We start from the raw sequence: 22,140 nt of genomic DNA, 5'->3' as shown, positions 1-22,140 counted from the left end.
GCTCGGGCTCGGGCCTCGGCCTGCGCCTGCACCTGCGCCTGCGCCTGCGCCTGCGCCTGCGCCTCAGCCGAGGGTGGCCGCGTACGTGGTCTGGGTGCGGTACTTCCATGTCGGGCCCGCGTTCCAGGGGTTGGGCATGACCGTGCTGGTCGCGTACGCGTAACCCGCGCCGCGGCCGAAGGCCGTGCGCAGGGTGGCGCGCATCGCTCCGGCATCGGGGACGTCGTGCACCAGGTGCCAGAACGCGGTACCGCTCGGGTCGAGTTCGGTGCCGGCGCGGTAGCCGGAGAGGTGGTCGAAGACGTTGCCTCCGAGCCAGCCGCTGCCGGTGTACGCGGCGTAGGTGTCCTCGAACGTGACGAAGATGTCCGCGGTGCGGTGGCCCGGCTCCAGGTAGCAGTCGGCTATGGCGGTGCCGGGGTTGTTCACGACGAGGTCGGGGGCGGCCGGGTCGATGTCGTCCATGAGCTCCTGGACATAGCGGCGCAGCTCCGCGTAGTAGTCGCGGGTGGTGTTGGCGGGGCCGCAGTCGCGGCTGACGACGTCGAAGAAGATGCCGTCGACGTGGAGGCGGCCGTCGGGGGTCTTGAGGTAGTTGTCGACGGAGGCCTTGGCCGCGGCGATGTCGCGGTTGCCGTGGTCGGTGTGGACGTAGCCCAGCACCCGGGTCTTCTCACCGGTGGAGGTGGTGCGGGCGCGCAGCGCGTCGGCGCGGGACCGCCAGGGGCCGTCGAACGGGGAGTCGCCGTTCCCCGGGTTCAGCACGACCACCGAGGGCGCCGGGGCCGTGGCGGTGAGGTCGGTCAGCATGGGGTCGTTCGCCCAGACGTACGCGGGGACGCCGATCTCCAGGCCCCGTACGCCCGGCAGCCGGGGGGTCGGCGGCGGGGTGGGCTCCGGGGCGGCCGCCGGGGGCGCGTCACGCGCCGCGGCGATGATGGCCGGCGCCGACGCGACCAGTAAGGCGGTGACCAGGGCGGCGTACAAGGCCTTCACGGCGCGGGGCATGAACGTTCCTCCGGCGGCGGCGAGGGGGCGACCCGAGGAACACTAGACGGGCGGCCCGTCGTTCAAGGCTGAACGGCCCGCATTCGTATGAGGAACAGAAGAGCGAGCCGTCGCCTCATCATGTGAATCTTCCGGATCCCCCGGAGGATCGGCACCCCCGTCCGGTCCGCAGATGGCCGGCGCACTGCCGTCATACCGCGGGCAGTCCGACCCCGTGCGCCAGTTGGTCGGCGGCGTGCGCGAAGAAGGCGGCGCGGTCCTCGACGACCCGGTTGAACTGGCCGAACAACTCGGCGGAGACCAGTCCGACCAACTGGGCCCAGGCGGCGACCAGGGCCGCCGTGACCGCCGGGGGCAGACCCTCGGCGAAGTCGGCGGTCATCCGGTCGGCCTCGGCGCGCAGGGCGGGCGGCAGCGGCGGGAGGGCGAGACCGGGGCCCTCGTAGGCGGCGCGGAGGATGCCGATGAAGGCGTTGCCGACGCGGGAGGCGGGACCCACGGTGTCGATGGGGGCGATGTAGCCGGGAACCGGGGACCCGTAGATGAGGGCGTACTCGTGCGGGTGCTCCAGCGCCCAGGCACGGACGGCCTCGCAGACCGCGGTCCAACGGGCGCGGGGCGAGGCCCCGGCGGCGCGGGCGTGGGCGTCGGCCTCCTCGGCCGCCGCGCCGACGCTGTCGTACGCGTCGATGATGAGGGCGGTCAGCAGGTCGTCCCGACTGGGGAAGTACCGGTAGAGGGCGGAGGACACCATGCCCAGCTCGCGGGCGACGGCACGCAGGGAGAGCTTGGCGGCGCCCTCGGCGGCGAGCATGCGGCGCGCTTCGTCCTTGATGGCGGCGGTGACCTCGATGCGGGCCCGCTCCCTGGCCCCTCGCACGGTGTTCATGCGGGCCAGTCTGCCACGCGATCGGAGCACTGCCCGGGAAGTGGACTACCGCTCTGTTTCGAGAGCAGTGCTCTTGCTTTGGCGCACCGATCCGTGCACACTCATCTCAAACGAGAGCAGCGCTCTCTCAGTGCAGAAGGCGGCCTGGAGGTCACCATGAACGCGCCCACCCCGTACTACGTCCAGGCCAGCCCCTTCGCGACCCGCTTCAACGCGCTCTTCGGCAAGCTGGCCCGCTTCGGCATCAGCCTGGCGGGCACCGCCGAGCTGTCGGTCCGCGGCCGCAAGTCCGGTGAGATGCAGCGGATCCCGGTCAACCCGCACACCTTCGAGGGCGCCCAGTACCTGGTCTCGGCCCGCGGCCACTCCCAGTGGGTGCGCAACATGCGCGTGGCGGGCGGCGGCGAGCTGCGCGTGGGGCGCAAGGTGCGCGCGTTCACGGTCACCGAGATCACCGACCCCGAGCAGAAGGCCCGGATCCTGCGCGCCTACCTGGAGAAGTGGGGCTGGGAGGTCAACCGGTTCTTCCAGGGGGTCACGGCCAGGTCCTCCGACGCCGAGCTCCGGGCGGCCGCCGGCGACCACCCGGTCTTCCGGATCGCGGTCTCCCGCTGACCCCGGGTCTTCCGGCGACCACCGGTCGACCGGGCCGACCGGGGCGACCGGGCGACCGGGCCGACCTGGCCGACCGAGCGGCCATGGCAGCCGGGCCCGCGGCCGTTCGCCGCGGGCCCGGGACGATCCGAAGGAGACCGCCTAGCTCCGCCCGCCGTCGCGGGCCGCCGCCTGCCTGGCGTCCAGGATGTGCAGCGCCCTGCGGGCCAGCGGGTTCGTCCGTACCAGGTCCGCCAGCGTCGTCGAGCCCCGCGTGATCCGGGCGAACGCCCGCCACGCCGGACCGAAGCCGGTGATCACCGCGTGCAGCATCCGCGGCCGGGCCTCGAAGAGGGTCAGCATCCGCTTGCCGACCCCCATCTCCACGCCCACCCCGGCCTTCACCGCGAAGGCGTAGTTGAGCGCCTGGCGGCGCGCGTCCACGGCGTCCTGCGCCTCGGACACCTTCACCGCCCACTCCCCCGCCAGCCGCCCCGAGCGCAGCGCGAAGGAGATGCCCTCCCGGGTCCACGGCTCCAGCAGTCCGGCCGCGTCGCCCGCCACCAGCACCCGGCCGCGCGAGAGCGGCGAATCGGGCTTGCGGCAGCGGGTCAGGTGCCCGGAGGAGACGGCCGGCTCGAAGCCGGCGAGCCCCAGCCGGGCAATGAAGTCGTCCAGGTAGCGCTTGGTCGCCGCGCCCTCGCCCTTGGCCGAGATGACCCCGACGGTGAGCGTGTCCCCCTTGGGGAAGACCCAGCCGTAACTGCCGGGCAGCGGACCCCAGTCGATCAGGACCCGTCCCTTCCAGTCCTCCGCGACCGTCTCGGGAACGGGGATCTCCGCCTCCAGGCCGAGGTCCACCTGGTCCATCTCCACCCCGACGTGTGCGCCGATCCGGCTCGCGCTGCCGTCGGCGCCGACCACCGCGCGGGCCAGCACGGTCTCCCCGTCGGCGAGCACCACGGCGACGGTGCGCCGGTCGGGCACGGCCGCCCCGTGCTGTTCGACGCGGGTCACGGCCGTACCCGTGCGGACGGTCGCGCCGGCCTTCTCCGCCTCGGCGACCAGGCCGGCGTCGAACTCCGGGCGGTTGATGAGCCCGAAGAGCATGTGCTTCGAGCGCCGGGTGCGGGTCAGCTTCCCGTCCATCGAAAAGGTGACCGCGTGAATGCGGTCCTTGAGGGGCAGCACGAAGCCCGGGGGCAGGGCGTCGCGCGAGGGGCCGATGATGCCGCCGCCGCAGGTCTTGTAGCGGGGCAGTTCGGCCTTCTCCAGCAGCAGGACGCGCCGCCCTGCCGTCGCCGCCGCGTATGCGGCCGAGGACCCGGCCGGTCCGGCTCCGACCACGACCACGTCCCACACTTCGCCGGTCTCCCCGGCCACCTCGTCGCCCGCCCCCTGCGCGTCCTGCCCCGTGCCCGTGCCCACACCTGCGTCCGCGTCTGCGTCCGCCTCTGCGTCCACGCCTGCCTCCACGCCTGCGTCTGCACCCGCGTCTGCACCTGCGTCGCGTACGTCGTCGTCGCTGCTCACGATGTGTTGCTGCTCCTGATCACCCGGTTGCTCCGATGCCGGGGAAATCCTACGGCGATACACCGCCCCGACCCGCTGTGCGAGGATCAAGGCTGTCTTTCGCCACGCCCGGCATACGCACACCCCGCGGATGCGGGCGGCGTACACGGAGAACAACGTCGCACCCAAAAGGAGCGTGCCCATGTCCCAGAATCCGATCGCCGAGACCATCGCCTCGCTGATGCCCCGCGCCAAGCAGGAGCTGACCGAGCTGGTGGCCTTCCAGTCGGTGGCGGACTGGGCGCAGTTCCCCAAGAGCGAGAGCGAGGCCGCCGCCAACTGGGTGGCCGACGCCCTGCGCGTCGAGGGTTTCCAGGACGTGGCGCTGCTCGACACCCCCGACGGCACGCAGTCGGTCTACGGCTTCCTGCCCGGCCCCGAGGGCGCGCCGACCGTACTGCTCTACGCGCACTACGACGTCCAGCCGCCGCTCGACGACGCCGCCTGGATCTCCCCCGCCTTCGAGCTGACCGAGCGCGACGGCCGCTGGTACGGGCGCGGCTCGGCCGACTGCAAGGGCGGGTTCATCATGCACCTGCTGGCGCTGCGCGCGCTGAAGGCCAACGGCGGCGTCCCGGTGAGCGTCAAGGTGATCGTCGAGGGCTCGGAGGAGCAGGGCACCGGCGGCCTCCAGCAGTACGCCGAGGCGCACCCGCAGCTGCTGACCGCCGACACCATCGTCATCGGTGACGCGGGGAACTTCCGGCTCGGCCTGCCGACGGTGACGGCCACCCTGCGCGGCATGTGCCTGCTCAAGGTGAAGATCGACACGCTGGGCGGCAACCTGCACTCGGGCATGTTCGGCGGCGCCGCGCCCGATGCGCTGGCCGCGCTGATCCGCGTACTCGACTCACTGCGCGCGGCGGACGGTTCGACGACCGTGGACGGGCTGGCCTCGGACGCGGTGTGGGAGGGGCTCCAGTACCCGGAGGCGGACTTCCGCGCCGACGCGAAGGTCCTGGACGGTGTCGGGCTCATCGGTGAGGGCACGATCGCCGACCGGCTGTGGGCCCGTCCGGCGGTCACGGTGCTCGGCATCGACTGCCCGCCGGTGGTCGGAGCGACGCCGTCGGTGCACGCGAGCGCCGGCGCGCTGATCAGCCTGCGGGTGCCGCCGGGTGTGGACACCGCCGAGGCGATCAAGCTGCTGCAGGCCCACCTGGAGGCACATACCCCGTGGCAGGCGCGCCTCGAACTCGAGGTCGTGGGCCAGGGCCAGCCGTTCCAGGCGGACACCGACAGCCCGGCGTACGCGTCGATGCGCACGGCCCTGGAGGCCGCCTACCCCGGCCAGGAGATGCAGATCAGCGGCATGGGCGGGTCGATCCCGCTGTGCAACACGCTGACGTCCCTCTACCCGGAGGCGGAGATGCTGCTGATCGGTCTGAGCGAGCCGGAGGCGCAGATCCACGCGGTCAACGAGAGCGTGTCGCCGCAGGAGCTGGAGCGCCTGTCGGTGGCGGAGGCCCTCTTCCTCGTCAACTACGCGGAGTCCAAGCGCGCCTGACCCCCGCGAGGGTGGCGGCCCGCATCGTGTACGCCCAGGGCGCAGTGCGCCCTGGGCGTACTGCGCTCCCGGTGAACCCGGCGGCGCGCGCGGCCCGGCCGTCCGTACGTTGACCGTATGGATCTCGTCGAAGTACTCCCGAACCGGCTCCACATGCTCCGCTTCCCCATCGGCCAGGCCTACCTCTGGCAGGACGGGCCAGCCCTCACACTGATCGACGCGGGCCATGCCGGGTCCGCCGCCGAGATCGAACGGGCGATACGTTCCCTCGGGGCGGCGCCCGAGCGGCTGGAGCGGATCGTCCTCACCCACTGCCACCGCGACCACGTCGGCGCGGCCGCCGAACTCGCCGCCCGCTGGGGCGCGCAGGTCCTGGCGCACCGCCTGGACGCGCCGGTGATCCGGGGCGAGCTGCCCGTGTCCGAGCCGGTGCTGCTGGACTGGGAGGTTCCGCTGTACGAGCAGGGCCTGACCGTGCCGGAGGCACCGCCCACCCGGGTCGACCGCGAGCTGGAGGACGGGGACGCGCTGGGCTTCGGGGACGGGGCGTACGTCGTGCACGCCCCGGGCCACACGGACGGCAGCATCGGTATCCACCTCCCGCGCCACGGCGTGCTGTTCGCCGGCGACTGCGTGGCGGCCGTCGGCCCGGTGATGCTGGGCGTCTTCAACGTCGACCGCGTCCGGGCGATCACCGCCTTCCGGCGCCTGGCCGCCCTCGCCCCGTCGATCGCGTGCTTCGGCCACGGTGCCTCCCTGACGGAGAACACGGCGGAGGCCCTCGCGAAGGCGGCGCACGAGGCGGCCGCTTCCGGCTGAGGGCCGGCTCCCGGTGGGGCGGGGCGATCAGCCGGTCGGGACGCCCGCCTCCAGGTAGAGGGGGCGACCGCGTTCCCGGGCGCGCAGGGCCCAGCGCAGGCGTTCGTAGCGGTGCTGCGGGAGCAGGCCGGCGGCCTCGGCCTCCGTCACGAAGCGCCAGGCCCGCAGTTCCGGGCCGGGGAGCCGGAGCCGGGCCGTCGCCTCCGCCGAGAGGCGGCCGCCGTCGAAGAGCAGGCGCAGACCGCCGTACCCGGGCGGCTGGGGCGGCTCCCAGTCGACCACCAGCAGGCCGGGCACCCGGTCGAGTACGACGCCCAGTTCCTCCGCGACCTCCCGTACGCCGGCGCACGCGGGCGCCTCGCCCGCTTCGACGACGCCGCCCGGGAACTCCCAGCCCGCCTTGTACGTGGGATCCACCAGCAGCACCCGGTCCTGCTCGTCGAAGAGCAGCACCCCGGCCGCCACCGTCTCGCGGGTGGGCTCCGGGGTCTGCACGATGTCGCAGACCGGGGCCGTCTCCGAGCGGACGGCCTCGGCGATGCGCTCGGCGGTCTCGCGCGGGGTCAGCACCCCGTTGTCGATGACGTGCGCGTCGCCCGTCAGCCAGTCGAGGGCCTGCTGGTAGACGGGGATGTGGTCGTACGCCCACTGCCGGACCCGCAGGTCCACCTCCGCGGGCTCGCCGGGCTCCTTCCGGGTGGCGATGCGCTCCCGCAGGATCGTTTCCGCAGGAGCGAGCAGCACATGGCGCACCGCGATCCGCCGCGCTGCGAGCCCGCCGAAGATCTCGTCCCGGTACTCCTGGCGCAGCAGGGTCATCGGTACGACGAGCACCCCGCCCAGCTCGGCGAGCATCGCCGCGGCCGTGTCCACGACCAACCGCCGCCAGCTCGGCAGGTCCTGGTAGTCGCTCACCTCGGCCAGTCGTTTGGGCGGCAGCAGCACGCGCAGCGCGTCTGCGACGAACTCCGGGTCGAACAGGGTGCTGTCCGGCAGGATTCCGGTCAGTTCGCGGGCCGTGCTGGTCTTTCCGGCGCTGAATGTGCCGTTGATCCAGACAATCACGTCTACCCCTCTCCCCATGGCTCGTCCGGAGCCCCCAGTGGCTTGCCCGCACCACCCTGCCACGGAAACCTCACTATCGGCCGAGTGCTTATCCTCAAGGTCACAGCCCTGCTCGTGAGCCCCGGAGGATTTGCCACCGTGCCCCACAACCGCCACCCGTCCGAGCCCCGCTACGGCAACCGGCCGACCATGAAGGACGTGGCGTCCCAGGCGGGCGTCGGCCTGAAAACGGTGTCGCGCGTGGTCAACGGCGAGCCCGGGGTCACCCCCGAGACCGAGAGACGGGTGCAGGAGGCCATCGAGGCCCTCGGTTTCCGCCGCAACGACAGCGCCCGCGTGCTGCGCAAGGGCCGCACCGCCACCGTTGGCCTGGTCCTGGAGGATCTCGCCGACCCCTTCTACGGCCCGCTGAACCGGGCGGTGGAGGAGGTGGCCCGCGCGCACGGGGCGCTGCTCATCAACGGCTCCAGCGCCGAGGACCCGGACCGGGAGCGGGAGTTGGCGCTCGCGCTGTGCGCCCGCCGGGTGGACGGGCTGATCGTGATCCCGGCCGGGGACGACCACCGCTATCTGGAGCCGGAGATGCGGGCCGGCGTGTCCACGGTGTTCGTGGACCGCCCGGCGGGCCGGATCGAGGCCGACGTCGTCCTCTCGGACAGCTTCGGCGGTGCCCGGGGCGGGGTGGCCCACCTGATCGCGGGCGGGCACCGCCGGATCGGTTTCATCGGCGACCAGCCACACATCCACACGGTGGCGGAGCGGCTGCGCGGCTACCGCGAGGCGATGGCGGACGCGGGTCTGCCGGTGGCCGAATCCTGGGTCTCCCTCGGATCCACGACCCCCGAACGGGTCGCCGCGGCGGCCCGGGCGATGCTCACGGGCCCGGAGCCGGTGACCGCCGTCTTCGCCGGGAACAACCGGGTGACGGTCACCGTCGTGCGGATCCTCGCGGCGCACGAGCGGCCGGTGGCGCTGGTCGGCTTCGACGACTTCGAGCTGGCCGATCTGCTCCGCCCCGGCGTGACGGTGGTCGCCCAGGACCCGGCGGCCCTGGGCAGGGTGGCCACGGACCGCCTCTTCCAGCGCCTCGCGGGAGCCGACCTGACCCCGTCGCGCATCGAACTCCCGACCCGCCTGATCCCCCGCGGCTCGGGCGAGATCCCCCCTGCGAACTGATATTCGGCCACGGCGAGAGGCGCCTCCGGGGCACGGACCGGCCGCGCACCACACGCACGCAGCACGTTCGCACCATGGCAACCCGCGCCGGACCGGCCGGGACGGAGTACGCGGATCGATCACCCGTTCGCCTTGCCCGGCAAGGGATTTGACGCTCCGCCAGGGCTCTGCCAGCCTCGCGACCCCGGGAACAACGGGGAACAACCGGAGGCACCGATGAGCCCGCAGTACACCGCCCAGAAGAGCCGGAACCAAGGGCGTGAGGGGTGGTCCGTCATCTTCCGCCACCCGGTGCGGCTGGACCCCTCCACGGGCCGGCCGGGCAGACGGGTGCGGCGCGGACTGGGCACGTCGGTGGACGCCGAGGCGGACGTACTGGTCGAGCAGCTCAATGAAATCCTGCGCACGCAGTCCCTCTGGGATCCGCACTCCCGTCAACAGGCCGCGGGGCTCTTCGACGGTCGCATCGTGGACGTGTTCTACGAGGACCTCGAGGCCGCCAGGACCGACTTCCGGAAGATCCGGGACGACCTCCTCGCGCTGCCCGGCGCCGCCGAGGGCTACAAGCACGTCCTCCTGGTCGGCACGACCGGCGCCGGCAAGACGACGGTGGTACGGCAGCTGCTCGGCACGGACCCGGAGACCGAACGGTTCCCGTCCACGTCGACCGCCAAGACCACCGTGGCCGACACCGAGATCGTTCTGACCGAGGCCGGGCCGTACCGGGCTGCCGTGACCTTCGCCGGCCGCGACGAAGTCATGGACCACCTCGCGGAGAACGTCTCGGCCGCCGCACTCGCCCTGTTCCAGGGCAAGTCCGAAGAGGACGCCCTACGGCGTCTCGTGGATCACGTGAACCAGCGTTTCCGCTTCAGCTACGTCCTGGGGCGGCCTGAGCTCCCGGCGGACGACGACCTCGACGACGAGGACGAGGACGACGACGAGGAGAAGGAAGGCGCCGCCGAGGACGTGCTCGGCCTCGCCGACCTGGACGTCATCGACCCGTCCGCCACGGTGGCCATGCTCGTCCAGACCGTGCCCCGGCTGCGCTCCATGGTCGAGAAGTACGCCGTCGAGGCGCGCGAGGAGCTGCGGGCCACGGACGATGACGCCCGCGTCGTCGAGGAGATCGTGGAGGAGACCCTCGACACCGACCTTCGCTCGCTGGAGGAGTTCCACGCCGTCGTCGACGGCCTGCTGCACGAGATCGAGCTCAGGTTCTCCCTGCTGGGGGAGGGCGAGCTGCGTCGTACCCGGCAGGGCTGGCCGCTCAGCTGGACGCTGGAGACCGAGGACCGTGCCGTGTTCCTCAAGACCGTGATGCGGTTCTCCAGCAACTACGCGCCCCTCTTCGGCCGGTTGCTGACACCGCTGGTGAACGGGATCCGGGTCGCCGGCCCGTTCGTGCCGACCTGGGCCGAAGCGAGCGACCGCCTCGTCCTGATCGACGTCGAAGGCCTCGGTCACACCCCGAAGTCGGCGGCCTCCGTCTCCACGGACCTGGCGAAGCGGATCGACGAGGTGGACGCGATCCTCGTCGTCGACAACGCGACCGCGCCCATGCAGGCGGCGCCGGTCGCCGCGCTCAAGGCCGTTGCGGTGTCGGGCAACTCCGGGAAACTGCACTTCCTCTTCACGCACTTCGACCATATGAAGGCCGACAACCTTCCGCGCTTCTCGGACCGCGAGCGCCACGTCCTGGCCTCGGTCGAGAACGTCCTGAACGCCATGGGGAAGGAACTCGGCCCCGTCGGCGAGCGCGCTGTCCGCACCCGGCTCGAACGGCACTGCTACTTCGTCGGCGGAATGCACAAGTCGCTGAGTGCCGGCGGGAAGGAGGGGAAGCGGACAGCCGATCACATGCGCCGCCTCAGTGCTGACCTCTCCACCGACGAGGCGGCACCGGACACCGGCCCGGCCCGGCCGGTCTTCGATCGCATGGCCCTCCCCCTCGCGGTCAGCGAGGCCGCCCGCAGCTTCCACGCCCGGTGGCGCGGTCTGCTGGGCCTGGAGTACAACCCGGACGCACCCAAGCAGCACTGGACGCGGGTGAAGGCGCTCGCGCGCAGGCTGGGCGAGGGCTGGAGCGACGAGTACGACTCCCTGAAGCCGGTCGCCGACCTGCGCACGGAACTCCAGGTGCAGATCTTCCTCATGCTCCAGCGCCCGGTCCGCTGGGAGGGGGGCGAGCCGACCGAGGAGGAACAACGGGCGGTGATCAACGAGATTTCCAGCGCCGTGACCGGGAGGCTGTACACGCTGACCGAGCGGTGTCTCAAGGACGACGTCCAGAACGCGTGGCTCGACGCCTACCGGCAGCGCGGAGCGAAGTCGACCTTCGCCCGGGCCCGCATCATCGACGCCGATGTGTTCGGCCGCGGCGCCCCCGTCCCGACCGTCGCACCCTCCCCCGACAAGAACAGCTTCCTGAAGGCCGTGGCGGACATCCTGACCGAAGTGGCGGACGAAACCAGGTTCGTCCTCGACTGAGGACGAGAGACCGCGAGGCCCGTCCGGGGCAACCCCGGACGGGCCTCGGTGGGCCGTCGGCCGTGGTCAGTTGGTGGCCGTCAGGGTGGCCGAGCGGCGGGGGATCGCGAAGGCGTCCAGTTCCGCGCGGGTCAGGCCGGTGAGGGCGGTGACCTCGTCGGCGCCGACCGCGCCGCAGTCGAGGCCGCGGACCAGGTAGCCGGCCAGGGCCTTGGCGGTGGCCGGCTCGTCCATCACGTCGCCCTCGATCTTGGCCACGTACGCCTTCAGGCGCGCGGCGGCGGTCTCCAGGCCCTCGCGGTAGAAGGTGAAGACGGCCGCGTAGCGGGTCGGCAGGTGTGCCGGGTGCATGTCCCAGCCCTGGTAGTAGGCACGGGCCAGGGCGCGGCGGGTCAGGCCGTAGTGGAGCTTCCAGGCCTCGTGGACGTGCTCGGTGGTGCCGATCGGCAGCACGTTGGTCGAGCCGTCGGAGACGCGTACGCCGGTGCCGGCGGCCGCGACCTGCATGATCGCCTTCGCGTGGTCCGCGGCGGGGTGGTCGCTCGACTGGTACGCGGCGGACACGCCGACGCAGGCGCTGTAGTCGAAGGTGCCGTAGTGCAGGCCGGTGGCGCGGCCCTGGGAGGCCTCGATCATCCGGGCGACGGTCGCGGTGCCGTCGGAGGCCAGGATCGACTGGCTCGTCTCGATCTGGATCTCGAAGCCGATGCGGCCCGGTCGCAGGCCGCGGGCGGTCTCGAAGGCTTCCAGCAGCTTGACGAAGGCGGTGACCTGCTCGGCGTAGGTGACCTTGGGGAGGGTCAGGACCAGGTTCTCCGGCAGGCCTCCGTGCGCGAGCAGGCCGGAGAGGAAGATGTCCGTGGTGCGGATGCCGCGGTCGCGGACGTTGGACTCCATGCACTTCATGCGGATGCCCATGTAGGGGGCATTGGTGCCGTTGGAGTACGCCTCGGAGATCAGCCGGGCGGCGCGGGCCGCGGCCTGGTCCTCCTCCTCGTCGGAGCGGACGCCGAAGCCGTCCTCGAAGTCGACGCGGAGGTCCTCGATCGGCTCGCTCGCCAGCTTGGCGCGCACCCGGTCGTAGACGGGTACGGCCAGCTCGTCGGAGATGCCGAGCACCTTGGCGAAGGTGGCGGCGTCCGGGGCGTGCTCGTCGAGGGCCGCGAGGGCCTGGTCGCCCCAGGAGCGGACGGTGTCCGCGGCGAAGACGTCACCGGGGACGTAGACGGTGTGGATGGGCTGCCGGGTGCCGGGGTCGCCCGGGTAGTGGCGCGCGAGCTCCGCGTCCACCGGCGCGAGGGAAGCGCTGATGCCCTCGCTGACCGCGCCTGCGAGGCTCGTCGCCACCTTCTCCTGCTGACCCATCGTGCACTCTCCTCTTTTCCGCTTCACGGAAGCTTAGATCCGCATGGCAGAATTTAGTCACGGGGTTCCGCTCCGTCAATGGTCCCCCGGCCCTCCTGGACAAACGACTCGGGGCCGCGCGGTGACAATCACCACACGGCCCCGGATTCGAGAGTACGCAGGTCAGCAGCGCCGGGACCGGATCAGGCCGGGGCGTTCGCCTCCCGCATGCGGGGAACACAGAGGGCCGTGACGACGGCAGCGGCCGGCCACATCGCCAGCCCCCAGCCCACCGCCGCGAAGACGGCCCGGCCGTCGGCCGCCAGGATGCCGGCGAACACCACCCCGTTGAACAGCCCGGCCTCGGTGCCGAGCCAGGCCACCCAGGGGTCCCTCCGGGCCACCGCGCCCACCAGCCCCTGGACGAAGTGGGACAGGAACAGCAGCGCGAACCCCGACGGGATCAGGACCAGCGACCCCACCCACCACGGGGCGGGCGGCCAGAACAGCAGCAGGACGCCGATGAGGACACCGGCCGTGAGCGTCGCGGCGGCCCCCCGGCCGGACTCTTCGGTCACGTCGGCGGAATTCCTGGAGACGAGGAACGCCACGACGCAGGCGAGCAGTGCGGCACCGAGCGTTCCGAGGGCCAGCGAACCCCATCCGCCCAGTACGACGAGCTGGGTGTACACCCCGGCGGCACCGAGCAGGGAGCCCCACAGGAGACGGGGCCGGGTGCCGGGTACCGACGAGGCCGGCACCGGGTGGCGGGACCCGGTGCGGACGTCGGGTGCCGGCGCGAGCGCGTCGGCCTCCAGGACGGTCGCGCTCTCGCGTCCCGCCGTCGGATCGGCCGCGGCCGCGGAACGGAGTCCGGCACGCGCCGCGCCCTTGCGCAGTCGGTCGATCACCTGTTGCGCGTCGGCCGGTCGCGCCGCGGGCTCCTTGGCCAGCAGCTCCAGCACCAGCCGTTCCAGCTCCTCGGGTACCGCGGGCCGCAGGTCCCTGATCGGAGCGGGTTCACTGGTGAGGTGCTGCGAGAGCACCGACAGCCCGGAGCCGGTGAACGGCGGCCTGCCGGACAGCAGCTCGTACAGCATGCAGCCGAGGGAGTACAGATCGCTGCGGCCGTCGATGCGACGGTCGCCGCGCGCCTGTTCCGGGGACATGTAGGTCGGCGTACCGATGGCCGCACCGGTGGCCGTCAGACCGGTCCCGGTCTCCTCGGCGAGGCGGGCGATACCGAAGTCGCAGATGGTGACGTCGGCCTCGGCGGGCCCGTGGACCATGATGTTGGCCGGCTTGATGTCCCGGTGCACCACACCGGCCCGATGTGCGGCGGCCAGGCCCTCGCAGATCTGAACCGCCCACCGGACCACGGTGCCCGGGTCCGCGCCCGAGCGGTGGTCGTGCAGCACGGCGGTCAGGGGCCGCCCCCGCACCAGCTCCATCACGAGGAAGAGCACCGGGCTGCCGTTGACCTCGACCTCGCCGTGGTCGTGAACGGTCACGATCCGAGGGTGGGTCAGGCCTGCGGCCATGCGGGCCTCCTTACGGAACCGCTCCTCGAGGAGGTGGTCACCGGCCACGCCCCTGGAGATCACCTTGACCGCGACCTCCCGGTCGAGTCGCAGGTCCCGGGCCTGCCACACCTCGCCCATGCCACCCGCCCCGAGCCTGCGCTCCAGCCGGTATCGCCCCTCCAGTAACGCGCCCCGCATCGGAAGAACTCCTTCCCCGTTCTCGTGCCCTCCCCGGGCTGAGCGCAGCCTACGCCCCTCCCGCAACAGCACGAGAGGGGTTCGAGGAGCGGCCGGCCCCGGGGACGACGCGCCGCACCGGACGGGGGCCGCACACGACGAGGGCCTCCCGGGTCCGGTGAGGACGTCGCCGTCCGCACCGGCCCCGGAAGGCCCTCACTCGTTCGTGCACCCGGTACGCGTCTGGTCGCCGTCCCGGGGTCGGGGCGACTAGCCCTTGCGCGCCTTGATCTCGCCGGTCAGCTGCGGGACGACCGCGAAGAGGTCGCCGACCACGCCGTAGTCGACCAGGTCGAAGATCGGGGCCTCGGCGTCCTTGTTGATGGCCACGATGGTCTTCGAGGTCTGCATGCCGGCCCGGTGCTGGATCGCGCCCGAGATGCCGGAGGCGATGTACAGCTGCGGGGAGACCGACTTGCCGGTCTGGCCGACCTGGTTGGAGTGCGGGTACCAGCCGGCGTCGACGGCGGCGCGCGAGGCGCCGACGGCCGCACCGAGGGAGTCCGCGAGCTCCTCGATGATGTGGAAGTTCTCGGCACCGTTGACGCCGCGGCCGCCGGAGACCACGATCGCGGCCTCGGTCAGCTCGGGGCGGCCGGTCGACTCGCGCGGGGTGCGAGCGGTGACCTTGGTGCCGGTGGCCAGGGCGCCGAAGGTGACGGCGAGCGCCTCGACGGCGCCGGCGGCCGGAGCGGCCTCGACCGGGGCCGAGTTCGGCTTCACGGTGATGACCGGAGTGCCCTTGGAGACGCGGGACTTGGTGGTGAACGACGCGGCGAAGGCGGACTGCGTCGCGACCGGACCCTCGTCACCCGCCTCCAGGTCGATGGCGTCGGTGATGATGCCCGAGCCGATGCGGACGGCCAGGCGCGCGGCGATCTCCTTGCCCTCGGCGGAGGACGGGACGAGCACGGCGGCCGGGGAGACGGCCTCGTAGGCGGCCTGGAGCGCGTCCACCTTCGGTACGACGAGGTACTCGGTGAACTCGGGGGCGTCGGCGGTGAGCACCTTGACCGCACCGTGCTCGGCGAGCACGGCGGCGGTGGCGTCGGCACCGGCGCCCAGGGCGACGGCGACGGGCTCGCCGATGCGGCGGGCCAGCGTCAGCAGCTCGAGGGTGGGCTTGCGGACGGCGCCGTCCACGTGGTCGACGTAGACGAGAACTTCAGCCATGGGACTGCTCTCCTGCGATTGCGAAGTGTCTGGGGTCTGAGAGGGGTGGCCGAGGTTCTTAGATGAACTTCTGGCCGGCCAGGAACTCGGCCAGCTGCTTGCCGCCCTCGCCCTCGTCCTTGACGATCGTGCCGGCGGTACGGGCCGGGCGCTGCGCCGCGGAGTCGACCGCGGTCCAGGAGCCCTCGAGGCCGACCTCGTCGGACTCCAGGTCCAGGTCGGACAGGTCCCAGGACTCCACCGGCTTCTTCTTGGCGGCCATGATGCCCTTGAAGGACGGGTAGCGGGCCTCGCCCGACTGGTCCGTCACCGAGACGAGCGCGGGGAGGGAGGCCTCCAGCTGCTCGCTCGCGGTGTCGCCGTCACGGCGGCCGGTCACGGTGCCGTCCTCGACCTTGACCTCGGAAAGCAGGGTGACCTGCGGGACGCCCAGGCGCTCGGCCAGGATCGCCGGCAGCACACCCATGGTGCCGTCGGTCGACGCCATACCCGTGATGACCAGGTCGTAGCCGGCCTTCTCGATCGCCTTGGCGAGCACCAGCGACGTGCCCATGACATCGCTGCCGTGCAGGTCGTCGTCCTCGACGTGGATGGCCTTGTCGGCACCCATCGACAGCGCCTTGCGCAGCGCGTCCTTGGCGTCCTCGGGGCCCACCGTCAGGACGGTGATCTCGGCATCGTCGGCCTCGTCGGCGATCTGCAGCGCCTGCTCGACGGCGTACTCGTCGAGTTCCGACAGCAGGCCGTCGACGTCGTCACGGTTGACGGTCAAGTCCTCGGTGAACTGCCGGTCGCCCGTGGCGTCGGGCACGTACTTCACACAGACAACGATCCTCAGGCTCACGCCGGCTCTCCTACCGCATCGTCTTTTCTGGTACCGCCTTATGCAGGCAGCATAGGCGCCTTGTCGGGCGGATCCCGGTCGGGGCGGCCCGCGCTCCGATGGGAATGTTACTCGTCAGTACATCGTGGGTCCCACCAAGTCGCAAGGCTGCCGAGCTGTGATCTGCCCAACGCCGTCCGACCCGGCCGAGCAGGGACGATTCAGTCGCGCAACGCGTTGAAGCGCCCCTGGTGGTAGAGCAGGGGGCGGCCTTCCCCGGCGGGATCCCCCACGACCGCCTCAGCGATGATCACACGATGCTCGCCGGCGGGCACGCGCGCGACCACCCGGCAGACGAGCCACGCCAGTACGCCGTCCAGTACCGGCACCCCGTGCGGGCCGGCGGCCCAGCCGGTCGACGAGCCGAAGCGGTCGGCCCCGCTCCGGGCGAACAGCCCTGCGAGCTCCCGTTGGTGCTCGCCGAGTATGTGGACACCGAGGTACTCGCTGTCGCGCACCGCGGGCCAGGTGGAGGCCCCGGTGCCGATCGTGAAGGACAGCAGCGGCGGGTCGGCGGACACGGAGTTGAGCGAGGTGGCGGTGAAACCCACCGGGCGGCCGCCGTCCTGGGCGGTGATCACGGCGACCCCGGCCGCGTGCTGCCGGAAGACCGACCGCAGTAGGTCGGGCGAGCCGGGACGGGCTGTTTCGGTGCCCGCACCCGCGCCTGCGCCCGCGCCGGAGAGGTGGGCGCGGGGGGACGGAGCCTTGGAGAACGTCGGGACGGTAGGGACTGTGGGAGCAGTCATCAGGGTTCTGCCTTCTGCCGCGGAACACGCGGGCACTGTCGGGGATCGGGGGCCTGGGCTTTCAGTGATCCCAACAGCGCGCGCTCGCGTGGCGGACGAGGTCCACATGGACCCGTCCATAGAGCAGGAGTTCATACCGCATGCCGCCAGCCTGGCGATCTCCCGTGGACACAGTCAAGCGGGATCGGGCAGATGTCAGGCGCGTCACGCTGCGTGCGGGCGTGCGCACCGGCGCTCCCGGCCCCGCTCCCCGGGTCCGCCTCCCGGCCGGGCCGCCCGTCATACGGCGGCCCCGAGGGCGGCGATCACGTCCACCTTGCGCGGCATCCCGGCCGCCCTCCGCACGATCCGGCCCGCCGCGTCCAGGACCAGCACCGTCGGGGTCTTCTCGATCCCGAGGGTCCGCACCAGGTCGAGCCGCTCCTCGGCGTCGATCTCGATGTGCGCCACCCCGTCGACCATCGCCGCGACCTCGGCGAGGATCCGCCGCGTGGCCCGGCAGGGCTGGCAGAACGCGCTGGAGAACTGCACCAGGCTGGCCCGCGCGCCCGGTTCCGCGCCCAGTTCGGCCGCGCCCAGCCGGGTCCGCGCCTCTTCCTGCCCGAGCACCCGCGCTCCCGTCGCCGTATTCGTGTGCGTACGTCGTCCTCGTACGCTCGTCCGTGGATCGCAGCACCCCGAAGGCCCGCGACATTCCCGGCGTGACGAGAATCTCGCCGGGTAGGGTCTTCTGGACTGGCCAGCGGCCCGCGTATGGGGCACGATCCCCATGGTCGCGTACCTACGCTTCCGTAACTTCCGGCCGGGAGCACCTCCCCAGGCAGAAAGCGGGGTCTCCCCACCATGGCTGAGCTCGTCTACCCTCCCGTGATCGGCGCCGCGCACGGACTCTTCCGCGCGCTGGACATCCGTATCGACATGAAGGGCACCGAGAACATCCCCCGCAAGGGCGGTGCGGTCCTGGTGTCGAACCACATCGGATACCTCGACTTCATCTTCGCCGGCCTGACGGCGCGGCCGCAGAAGCGCCTGGTCCGTTTCATGGCGAAGGAGTCGGTGTTCCGGCACAAGGTGTCCGGTCCGCTGATGCGCGCGATGAAGCACATCCCCGTCGACCGCACACAGGGTGAGTCCGCCTACCAGCACGCCCTGGACTCGCTGCGGGCCGGCGAGATCATCGGCGTCTTCCCGGAGGCGACGATCTCCCAGTCCTTCACGCTCAAGAGCTTCAAGTCGGGTGCGGCGCGCATGGCGCAGGAGGCCGGGGTCCCGCTGATCCCGGTGGCGCTGTGGGGCACCCAGCGGCTGTGGACCAAGGGCCGCCCGAAGAACCTCAAGCGCAGCCACGTCCCGGTGACGATGCGCGTGGGCGAGCCCGTGGAGGCCCCGGCCGACCAGTACGCCGGCGCGATCACCCGCCGGCTGCGCGAGCGCGTGCAGGAGCTGCTGGACGCCGCGCAGCGCGCCTACCCGGACAAGCCGAAGGGCGCCGACGACTCGTGGTGGCTGCCGGCCCACCTGGGCGGCACCGCGCCGACGGCGGCCGAGGTCCGCGAGGCCGGCTGATCCCTCCGCTCATGACGTAGGCCTCCCGGACCCTGTCGGGGTCCGGTAGGCCGAGGTCGCAGCCTCCGGGTACTCGGCGCTCAGTGCCGGGCACCGCCGGGGGGCTCGCACGGAGCGACGACGCACACCCACTGCGGCTTCCCGTCCCGGATCCTGCCGGGCGGGTGCTCGCCCCACTTGCCGGGACGGTCCCACTTGTCATGGTCCCGCTTGTCGTGGCCCCACCTGTCGTGGTCCCCCTTGTCGGCGGCGCCGCCGGGCGGGTCGCACGGGGCGGCGAAACACTGCCACTGCTGCCCACCGTCCGGGACGCGCACCCCATCGTCGGTGACGTCCGCCACGACCGTGTGGGGCGTCGCCGGGGTGGCGGCGAAGGCGGTCGTGGGGATGAGCACGCCTCCCGCGGCTATCGCGGTCGAGACGGCGAACAGAGTGATGCGTCGGGTCCGGAAGGGGCGGGTCATGGCGCTTCTCCTCGTGGTGGAAGGACGGAACGGTCCCTCCAGTACGCCCCGCCCCGCGCGACGCGTCACGCCCCTGCATCTCGGGGCTTGACGGATCGCGGGGCCGCTGACCTCAGTTCGGGTTGTCGGCGTGGATGAGGGTCTCCCAGGCCTCGAAGTGGTTCTCGGTGCCCGCCGGGCGGCGGCCCTCGGTGAGCCGGCGGGTGTTCTCCAGGGTGACGCCCAGCCGTGTGTGCAGGGCGTTGTAGCCGACCTCGGTGGCCGGGCCGAGGCCCTTGGTCAGCTTCCCGCCGCACAGCCAGGAGGGCACGGTCTCGCCGAGTTCGTACCGGGCGTGGAAGCCCAGTGCGTGCCGGAACCGGTCCGTGAACTGCGGGCAGAGGTCCCGGCCCTGGATCCGTGAGGTCTCGGCGAGGTGCATGGCCGCGGCGATCCCCATGCCGGTGTGGCCGAAGTCGCGGCAGGTCTCCTGCGCGAGTCCGTCCACGAAGGTGCTCTGGCCGTGCCAGTAGTCGACCAGCTCGGCGCGGGTGTCGATGGACGAGCACGGCGGGTATGCGGGCTGCGACCCGCCCTCCTCCTCGCCCCTCCCCCCTCCCTACTGCTCCCCCTCCCGTTTCCGGCGGCGGTGGGCGGCGACCCGGGCCCGCGTGGCACAACCGCCGGAGCAGTAACGACGCACGCTCCCCGGCCCGGTGGCGAGGAAGAACCGCCCGCAGCCCGCGGCGGCGCAGGCCCCCCAGGCGATCCGCCCGTATGCGGTGAGCAGCTGGGCGAGCGCGAGGGCGCCCGAGGCCAGGAACCAGTCGCCCCAGCCGGCCCCCTCGCCCCGGTCCACGTGCAGGTGCCAGGGGTGGCCGTCGTGCCGGGTCAGCCGGGGCCGGGTGCCGCACTCCTCGAACAGCGCGTTGAGGGCCTCGGCGGCACGGTCCTCGTCGACCTCCCCCAGTACGGCCGCCATCCGCCGTGCCGCGGTGCGCAGTTCGGCGGCGCCCGCCTCGGGAAACGCCTCCTCGGTGAGGTCGCCGGGGCGCTCCCCGTGCCCGGCGAGCAGTTCCGCCAGCTCCGCGCGCGGCAGGTCCGGGGTCGCGCGGACCGCCTCGGCAACGTCGACCAGCCGCCGGGCCGCCGAGAAGCCGCCTCGGAGATCCCCCATCCTCATGTCCTTTCGCCGTACACCCGGATGACGTAACGTCTTGGGCGACTATCGCGTTACATCCTAACGGGGAATCAGGGGAGGGGTCGCATGGGCGGTTTCGGGCGGTACCTGGCCGCGGCGCTGGCCGCACGGATCGCCTCGGAGGGCATGGGCATGGCCGTGGTGCTGCTCGCGCTGGAGCGCACCGGGAGCGCGGCGTACGGGGCGTTCGTGCTGACGGCCTGGCTGGCCCCGCATGTCCTGGCGGCTCCGCTCGCGGGCGCCGCGGCGGCCCGCAGCCGCCGGCCGCGACTGTTCCACGTCTGCACCCTGGCGGGCTTCGCGGCGGCGGTGGCGGGGCTGACCGCCCTGCTCGGGCGGGCCCCCGTACCGCTGGTGCTGGCGGTGGCGGTGCTCGGTGGCTCCTGCGGGCCGATGGTGACGGGCGGGCTGTCCAGCCTGGTCACCGGCCTCGTCCCGGCCGGACCCGGGCGCGACCGGGCGTACGGCTGGGACGCCGCGACCTACAACGCCGCCGCGGTCACCGCTCCAGCGGCCGTCGGTCTGGTGGCGGCTCTGGGCTCGGCCGGGCCCGCGATGGCCGTCCTAGCGGCGTCCGGAGCGCTCGCCGCGGTGCTGGCGGCCACCCTCCCGTACGGGGACCAGGGCGCGGGCCCGGCCCCGGACGCTCCCCGGGCCGGTCTGGGGGCGGGGCTCGCGGCCCTGTGGCGGGTCCGCGAACTGCGGGCCGTCACCTCGGCCACGACGCTGGCCTTCGTCGGTATCGGCTCGCTCACCACCGTCTCGGTGCTGCTGGCGGCCGAGCTCGGCAGCCCGGGAGGCGGGGGCGTGCTGATGACGGCCTTCGCTGTGGGCGCGCTCGGCGGCTCGCTGACGCTGGGGCGGATCACGTCCGTCGATCCCGGCCGGCTGGTGCGGTGGGCGCTCGCCGGGACCGGGGCGGCCCTCGCGGCGGCCGTCCTCGCCCCCTCCCTGGCCGCGACGGCGGCGCTCTTCGCGGTGGCCGGGGTGTGCGACGGGCCGCTGCTCACGGCCACGCTGCGGATCCGCTCGGAGTACGCACCGGACGGGGTGCGGACGCAGGTGTTCACCCTGGGGGCGGGTCTGAAGCTGACGGCCGCGTCGGCCGGGGCCGCCCTGGTGGGCATCGCGGCCGAGGCTCCGGCGGCGGCGCTGCTCACCGGGATCGCCGCACTGCTGCTCGCGGCGGCACTGCTGCACGCCCTGGCGGTGCCACGCGGGCCCGGACGTCCCGCCGCCCGCACCGGATCCACCGCGCCCGCAGGACCTGCAGGACCTACAGGGCCGTCGGAAGGTTCTGCCACAACTGCGGCCGGTCGGCGGACTCCCGAAGGGCCTTGAGCACGGCCGGGTGCGGGTGGGCGTGGAGCTCCGGGTAGTCGATCTCGCCGAGTTCCGGGCGCACGGGGAAGGCCAGCCGCTCGCGGTCGAGGTCGAAGCGGGCGTCCACGCCGGGTTTGTTGCCCCGCGGGTCGAGGCGGGACCAGCGCGCACCGCCGGGCAGGCGCAGGGCGATCAGCCCGTGCACGAGGGGGACCGTCCCGTCGTCCTCGGTGAGGCGCTGGTAGCACAGGGCGGCCGGGATGCCCTGGGCGCGCAGCAGGGCGATGAGGGCGTGGGACTTGGCGTGACAGATGCCGTTGCGCGTCGCGAGCACGTCGGACGCACGCCAGGCGACGCGGAGGTCGCCGGAATCGGCCGAGTGCGGGATGGTATCGCGGACGAACTCGAAGGCAGCCTCGGCGTATGAGTATGCGTCGCCGGTGGTGGACCAGAGGGCGTCGGCGGTCTCCTGCACGAGCGGATGCCAATGGTCGATCGCCTCGTCGGACACCAAGTACGCGTGAATATCGGGGTTCTGCTGGGTCAGCTGCATGACCGGAGCATAGTTATACCTCCGA

Annotated in this window: 20 protein-coding genes and 1 pseudogene; 7 read left to right on the top strand and 14 right to left on the bottom strand. The window is 72.5% G+C overall.

Going from position 1 to position 22,140, the window contains the following annotated elements:
• Positions 1-63 precede the first annotated feature (63 nt).
• Both IE257_RS09195 and IE257_RS09190 read right to left on the bottom strand, forming a co-directional pair.
• Entirely contained in the window at positions 64-1,008 is a 945-nt protein-coding gene (locus IE257_RS09195; RefSeq protein WP_189966605.1) for a spherulation-specific family 4 protein, read from the bottom strand.
• A gap of 190 nt (positions 1,009-1,198) precedes the next feature.
• Positions 1,199-1,897: a TetR/AcrR family transcriptional regulator gene (locus IE257_RS09190; protein WP_189966603.1), complete on the bottom strand. Its 699-nt coding sequence runs from the start codon at positions 1,895-1,897 to the stop codon at positions 1,199-1,201.
• A gap of 156 nt (positions 1,898-2,053) precedes the next feature.
• Between IE257_RS09190 and IE257_RS09185 the strand changes: the two genes are divergently transcribed.
• Positions 2,054-2,512 (top strand): nitroreductase/quinone reductase family protein, encoded by a 459-nt coding sequence (locus IE257_RS09185; protein ID WP_189966601.1) that lies wholly within the window; start codon positions 2,054-2,056, stop codon positions 2,510-2,512.
• 141 nt (positions 2,513-2,653) lie between these two features.
• Here IE257_RS09185 and IE257_RS09180 read toward each other — a convergent pair whose 3' ends face one another.
• Positions 2,654-3,853: a geranylgeranyl reductase family protein gene (locus tag IE257_RS09180; RefSeq protein ID WP_189967312.1), complete on the bottom strand. Its 1,200-nt coding sequence runs from the start codon at positions 3,851-3,853 to the stop codon at positions 2,654-2,656.
• Positions 3,854-4,205: 352 nt separating this feature from the next.
• Between IE257_RS09180 and IE257_RS09175 the strand changes: the two genes are divergently transcribed.
• Positions 4,206-5,570, top strand: a complete 1,365-nt coding sequence (locus tag IE257_RS09175) for a dipeptidase (protein ID WP_189966599.1) — start codon at positions 4,206-4,208, stop codon at positions 5,568-5,570.
• Between the two features lie 117 nt (positions 5,571-5,687).
• Positions 5,688-6,389 (top strand): MBL fold metallo-hydrolase, encoded by a 702-nt coding sequence (locus IE257_RS09170; RefSeq protein ID WP_189966597.1) that lies wholly within the window; start codon positions 5,688-5,690, stop codon positions 6,387-6,389.
• 27 nt (positions 6,390-6,416) lie between these two features.
• On the opposite strand, the gene IE257_RS09165 is transcribed toward IE257_RS09170, so the two are convergent.
• Entirely contained in the window at positions 6,417-7,454 is a 1,038-nt protein-coding gene (locus tag IE257_RS09165) for an NUDIX hydrolase (RefSeq protein ID WP_189966595.1), read from the bottom strand.
• A 189-nt stretch (positions 7,455-7,643) separates the two neighbouring features.
• On the opposite strand from IE257_RS09165, the gene IE257_RS09160 reads away from it, so the two are divergent.
• Together IE257_RS09160 and IE257_RS09155 are read left to right on the top strand one after the other, a co-directional pair.
• Positions 7,644-8,630: a LacI family DNA-binding transcriptional regulator gene (locus IE257_RS09160; RefSeq protein ID WP_229920262.1), complete on the top strand. Its 987-nt coding sequence runs from the start codon at positions 7,644-7,646 to the stop codon at positions 8,628-8,630.
• A 216-nt stretch (positions 8,631-8,846) separates the two neighbouring features.
• A complete protein-coding gene (locus tag IE257_RS09155) occupies positions 8,847-11,120 on the top strand; it encodes a P-loop NTPase family protein (protein WP_189966591.1) in 2,274 nt (757 codons plus the stop codon).
• A 66-nt stretch (positions 11,121-11,186) separates the two neighbouring features.
• Here the strand turns inward: IE257_RS09155 and IE257_RS09150 are convergent, their stop codons facing one another.
• The 6 genes from IE257_RS09150 to IE257_RS09125 form a co-directional block, all read right to left on the bottom strand.
• Complete coding sequence (locus IE257_RS09150; protein WP_189966589.1) at positions 11,187-12,485, bottom strand: DUF6986 family protein; 1,299 nt, start codon at positions 12,483-12,485, stop codon at positions 11,187-11,189.
• Between the two features lie 182 nt (positions 12,486-12,667).
• Positions 12,668-14,185 carry a serine/threonine-protein kinase gene (locus IE257_RS09145; protein WP_189966586.1) on the bottom strand — a complete coding sequence of 506 codons (1,518 nt, stop codon included), beginning with the start codon at positions 14,183-14,185 and terminating at the stop codon, positions 12,668-12,670.
• Between the two features lie 249 nt (positions 14,186-14,434).
• A complete protein-coding gene (locus tag IE257_RS09140) occupies positions 14,435-15,397 on the bottom strand; it encodes an electron transfer flavoprotein subunit alpha/FixB family protein (protein WP_189966584.1) in 963 nt (320 codons plus the stop codon).
• A gap of 58 nt (positions 15,398-15,455) precedes the next feature.
• Positions 15,456-16,241: an electron transfer flavoprotein subunit beta/FixA family protein gene (locus IE257_RS09135; RefSeq protein WP_030012969.1), complete on the bottom strand. Its 786-nt coding sequence runs from the start codon at positions 16,239-16,241 to the stop codon at positions 15,456-15,458.
• A 200-nt stretch (positions 16,242-16,441) separates the two neighbouring features.
• Positions 16,442-17,029: a flavin reductase family protein gene (locus IE257_RS09130; protein ID WP_189966583.1), complete on the bottom strand. Its 588-nt coding sequence runs from the start codon at positions 17,027-17,029 to the stop codon at positions 16,442-16,444.
• 279 nt (positions 17,030-17,308) lie between these two features.
• Positions 17,309-17,638 carry a thioredoxin family protein gene (locus IE257_RS09125; RefSeq protein WP_229920223.1) on the bottom strand — a complete coding sequence of 110 codons (330 nt, stop codon included), beginning with the start codon at positions 17,636-17,638 and terminating at the stop codon, positions 17,309-17,311.
• Positions 17,639-17,872: 234 nt separating this feature from the next.
• On the opposite strand from IE257_RS09125, the gene IE257_RS09120 reads away from it, so the two are divergent.
• Positions 17,873-18,595: a lysophospholipid acyltransferase family protein gene (locus tag IE257_RS09120; protein WP_189966579.1), complete on the top strand. Its 723-nt coding sequence runs from the start codon at positions 17,873-17,875 to the stop codon at positions 18,593-18,595.
• Positions 18,596-18,675: 80 nt separating this feature from the next.
• Here the strand turns inward: IE257_RS09120 and IE257_RS09115 are convergent, their stop codons facing one another.
• The 3 genes and pseudogenes from IE257_RS09115 to IE257_RS09105 form a co-directional block, all read right to left on the bottom strand.
• A complete protein-coding gene (locus IE257_RS09115) occupies positions 18,676-19,059 on the bottom strand; it encodes a hypothetical protein (RefSeq protein ID WP_189966577.1) in 384 nt (127 codons plus the stop codon).
• A gap of 112 nt (positions 19,060-19,171) precedes the next feature.
• Positions 19,172-19,630 (bottom strand): annotated as a pseudogene (locus IE257_RS09110) (alginate lyase family protein); the annotation flags it as partial.
• 27 nt (positions 19,631-19,657) lie between these two features.
• Positions 19,658-20,215: a CGNR zinc finger domain-containing protein gene (locus IE257_RS09105; RefSeq protein ID WP_189966573.1), complete on the bottom strand. Its 558-nt coding sequence runs from the start codon at positions 20,213-20,215 to the stop codon at positions 19,658-19,660.
• 90 nt (positions 20,216-20,305) lie between these two features.
• Here IE257_RS09105 and IE257_RS09100 point away from each other — a divergent pair, with 90 nt between their 5' ends.
• Positions 20,306-21,580 (top strand): MFS transporter, encoded by a 1,275-nt coding sequence (locus IE257_RS09100; RefSeq protein ID WP_189966571.1) that lies wholly within the window; start codon positions 20,306-20,308, stop codon positions 21,578-21,580.
• Here IE257_RS09100 and IE257_RS09095 read toward each other — a convergent pair.
• Entirely contained in the window at positions 21,516-22,115 is a 600-nt protein-coding gene (locus IE257_RS09095; RefSeq protein ID WP_189966569.1) for a transglutaminase-like domain-containing protein, read from the bottom strand. The two genes, IE257_RS09100 and IE257_RS09095, sit on opposite strands and share 65 nt — an antisense overlap.
• Between the last annotated feature and the right edge of the window lie 25 nt (positions 22,116-22,140).

The organism is Streptomyces avidinii (genome assembly GCF_014650695.1).
GTDB classification, from domain to species: Bacteria; Actinomycetota; Actinomycetes; order Streptomycetales; family Streptomycetaceae; genus Streptomyces; species Streptomyces avidinii.
The sequence above is the reverse complement of the archived record's forward strand: the minus strand, read 5'-3'. Positions and strand labels throughout refer to the sequence as shown.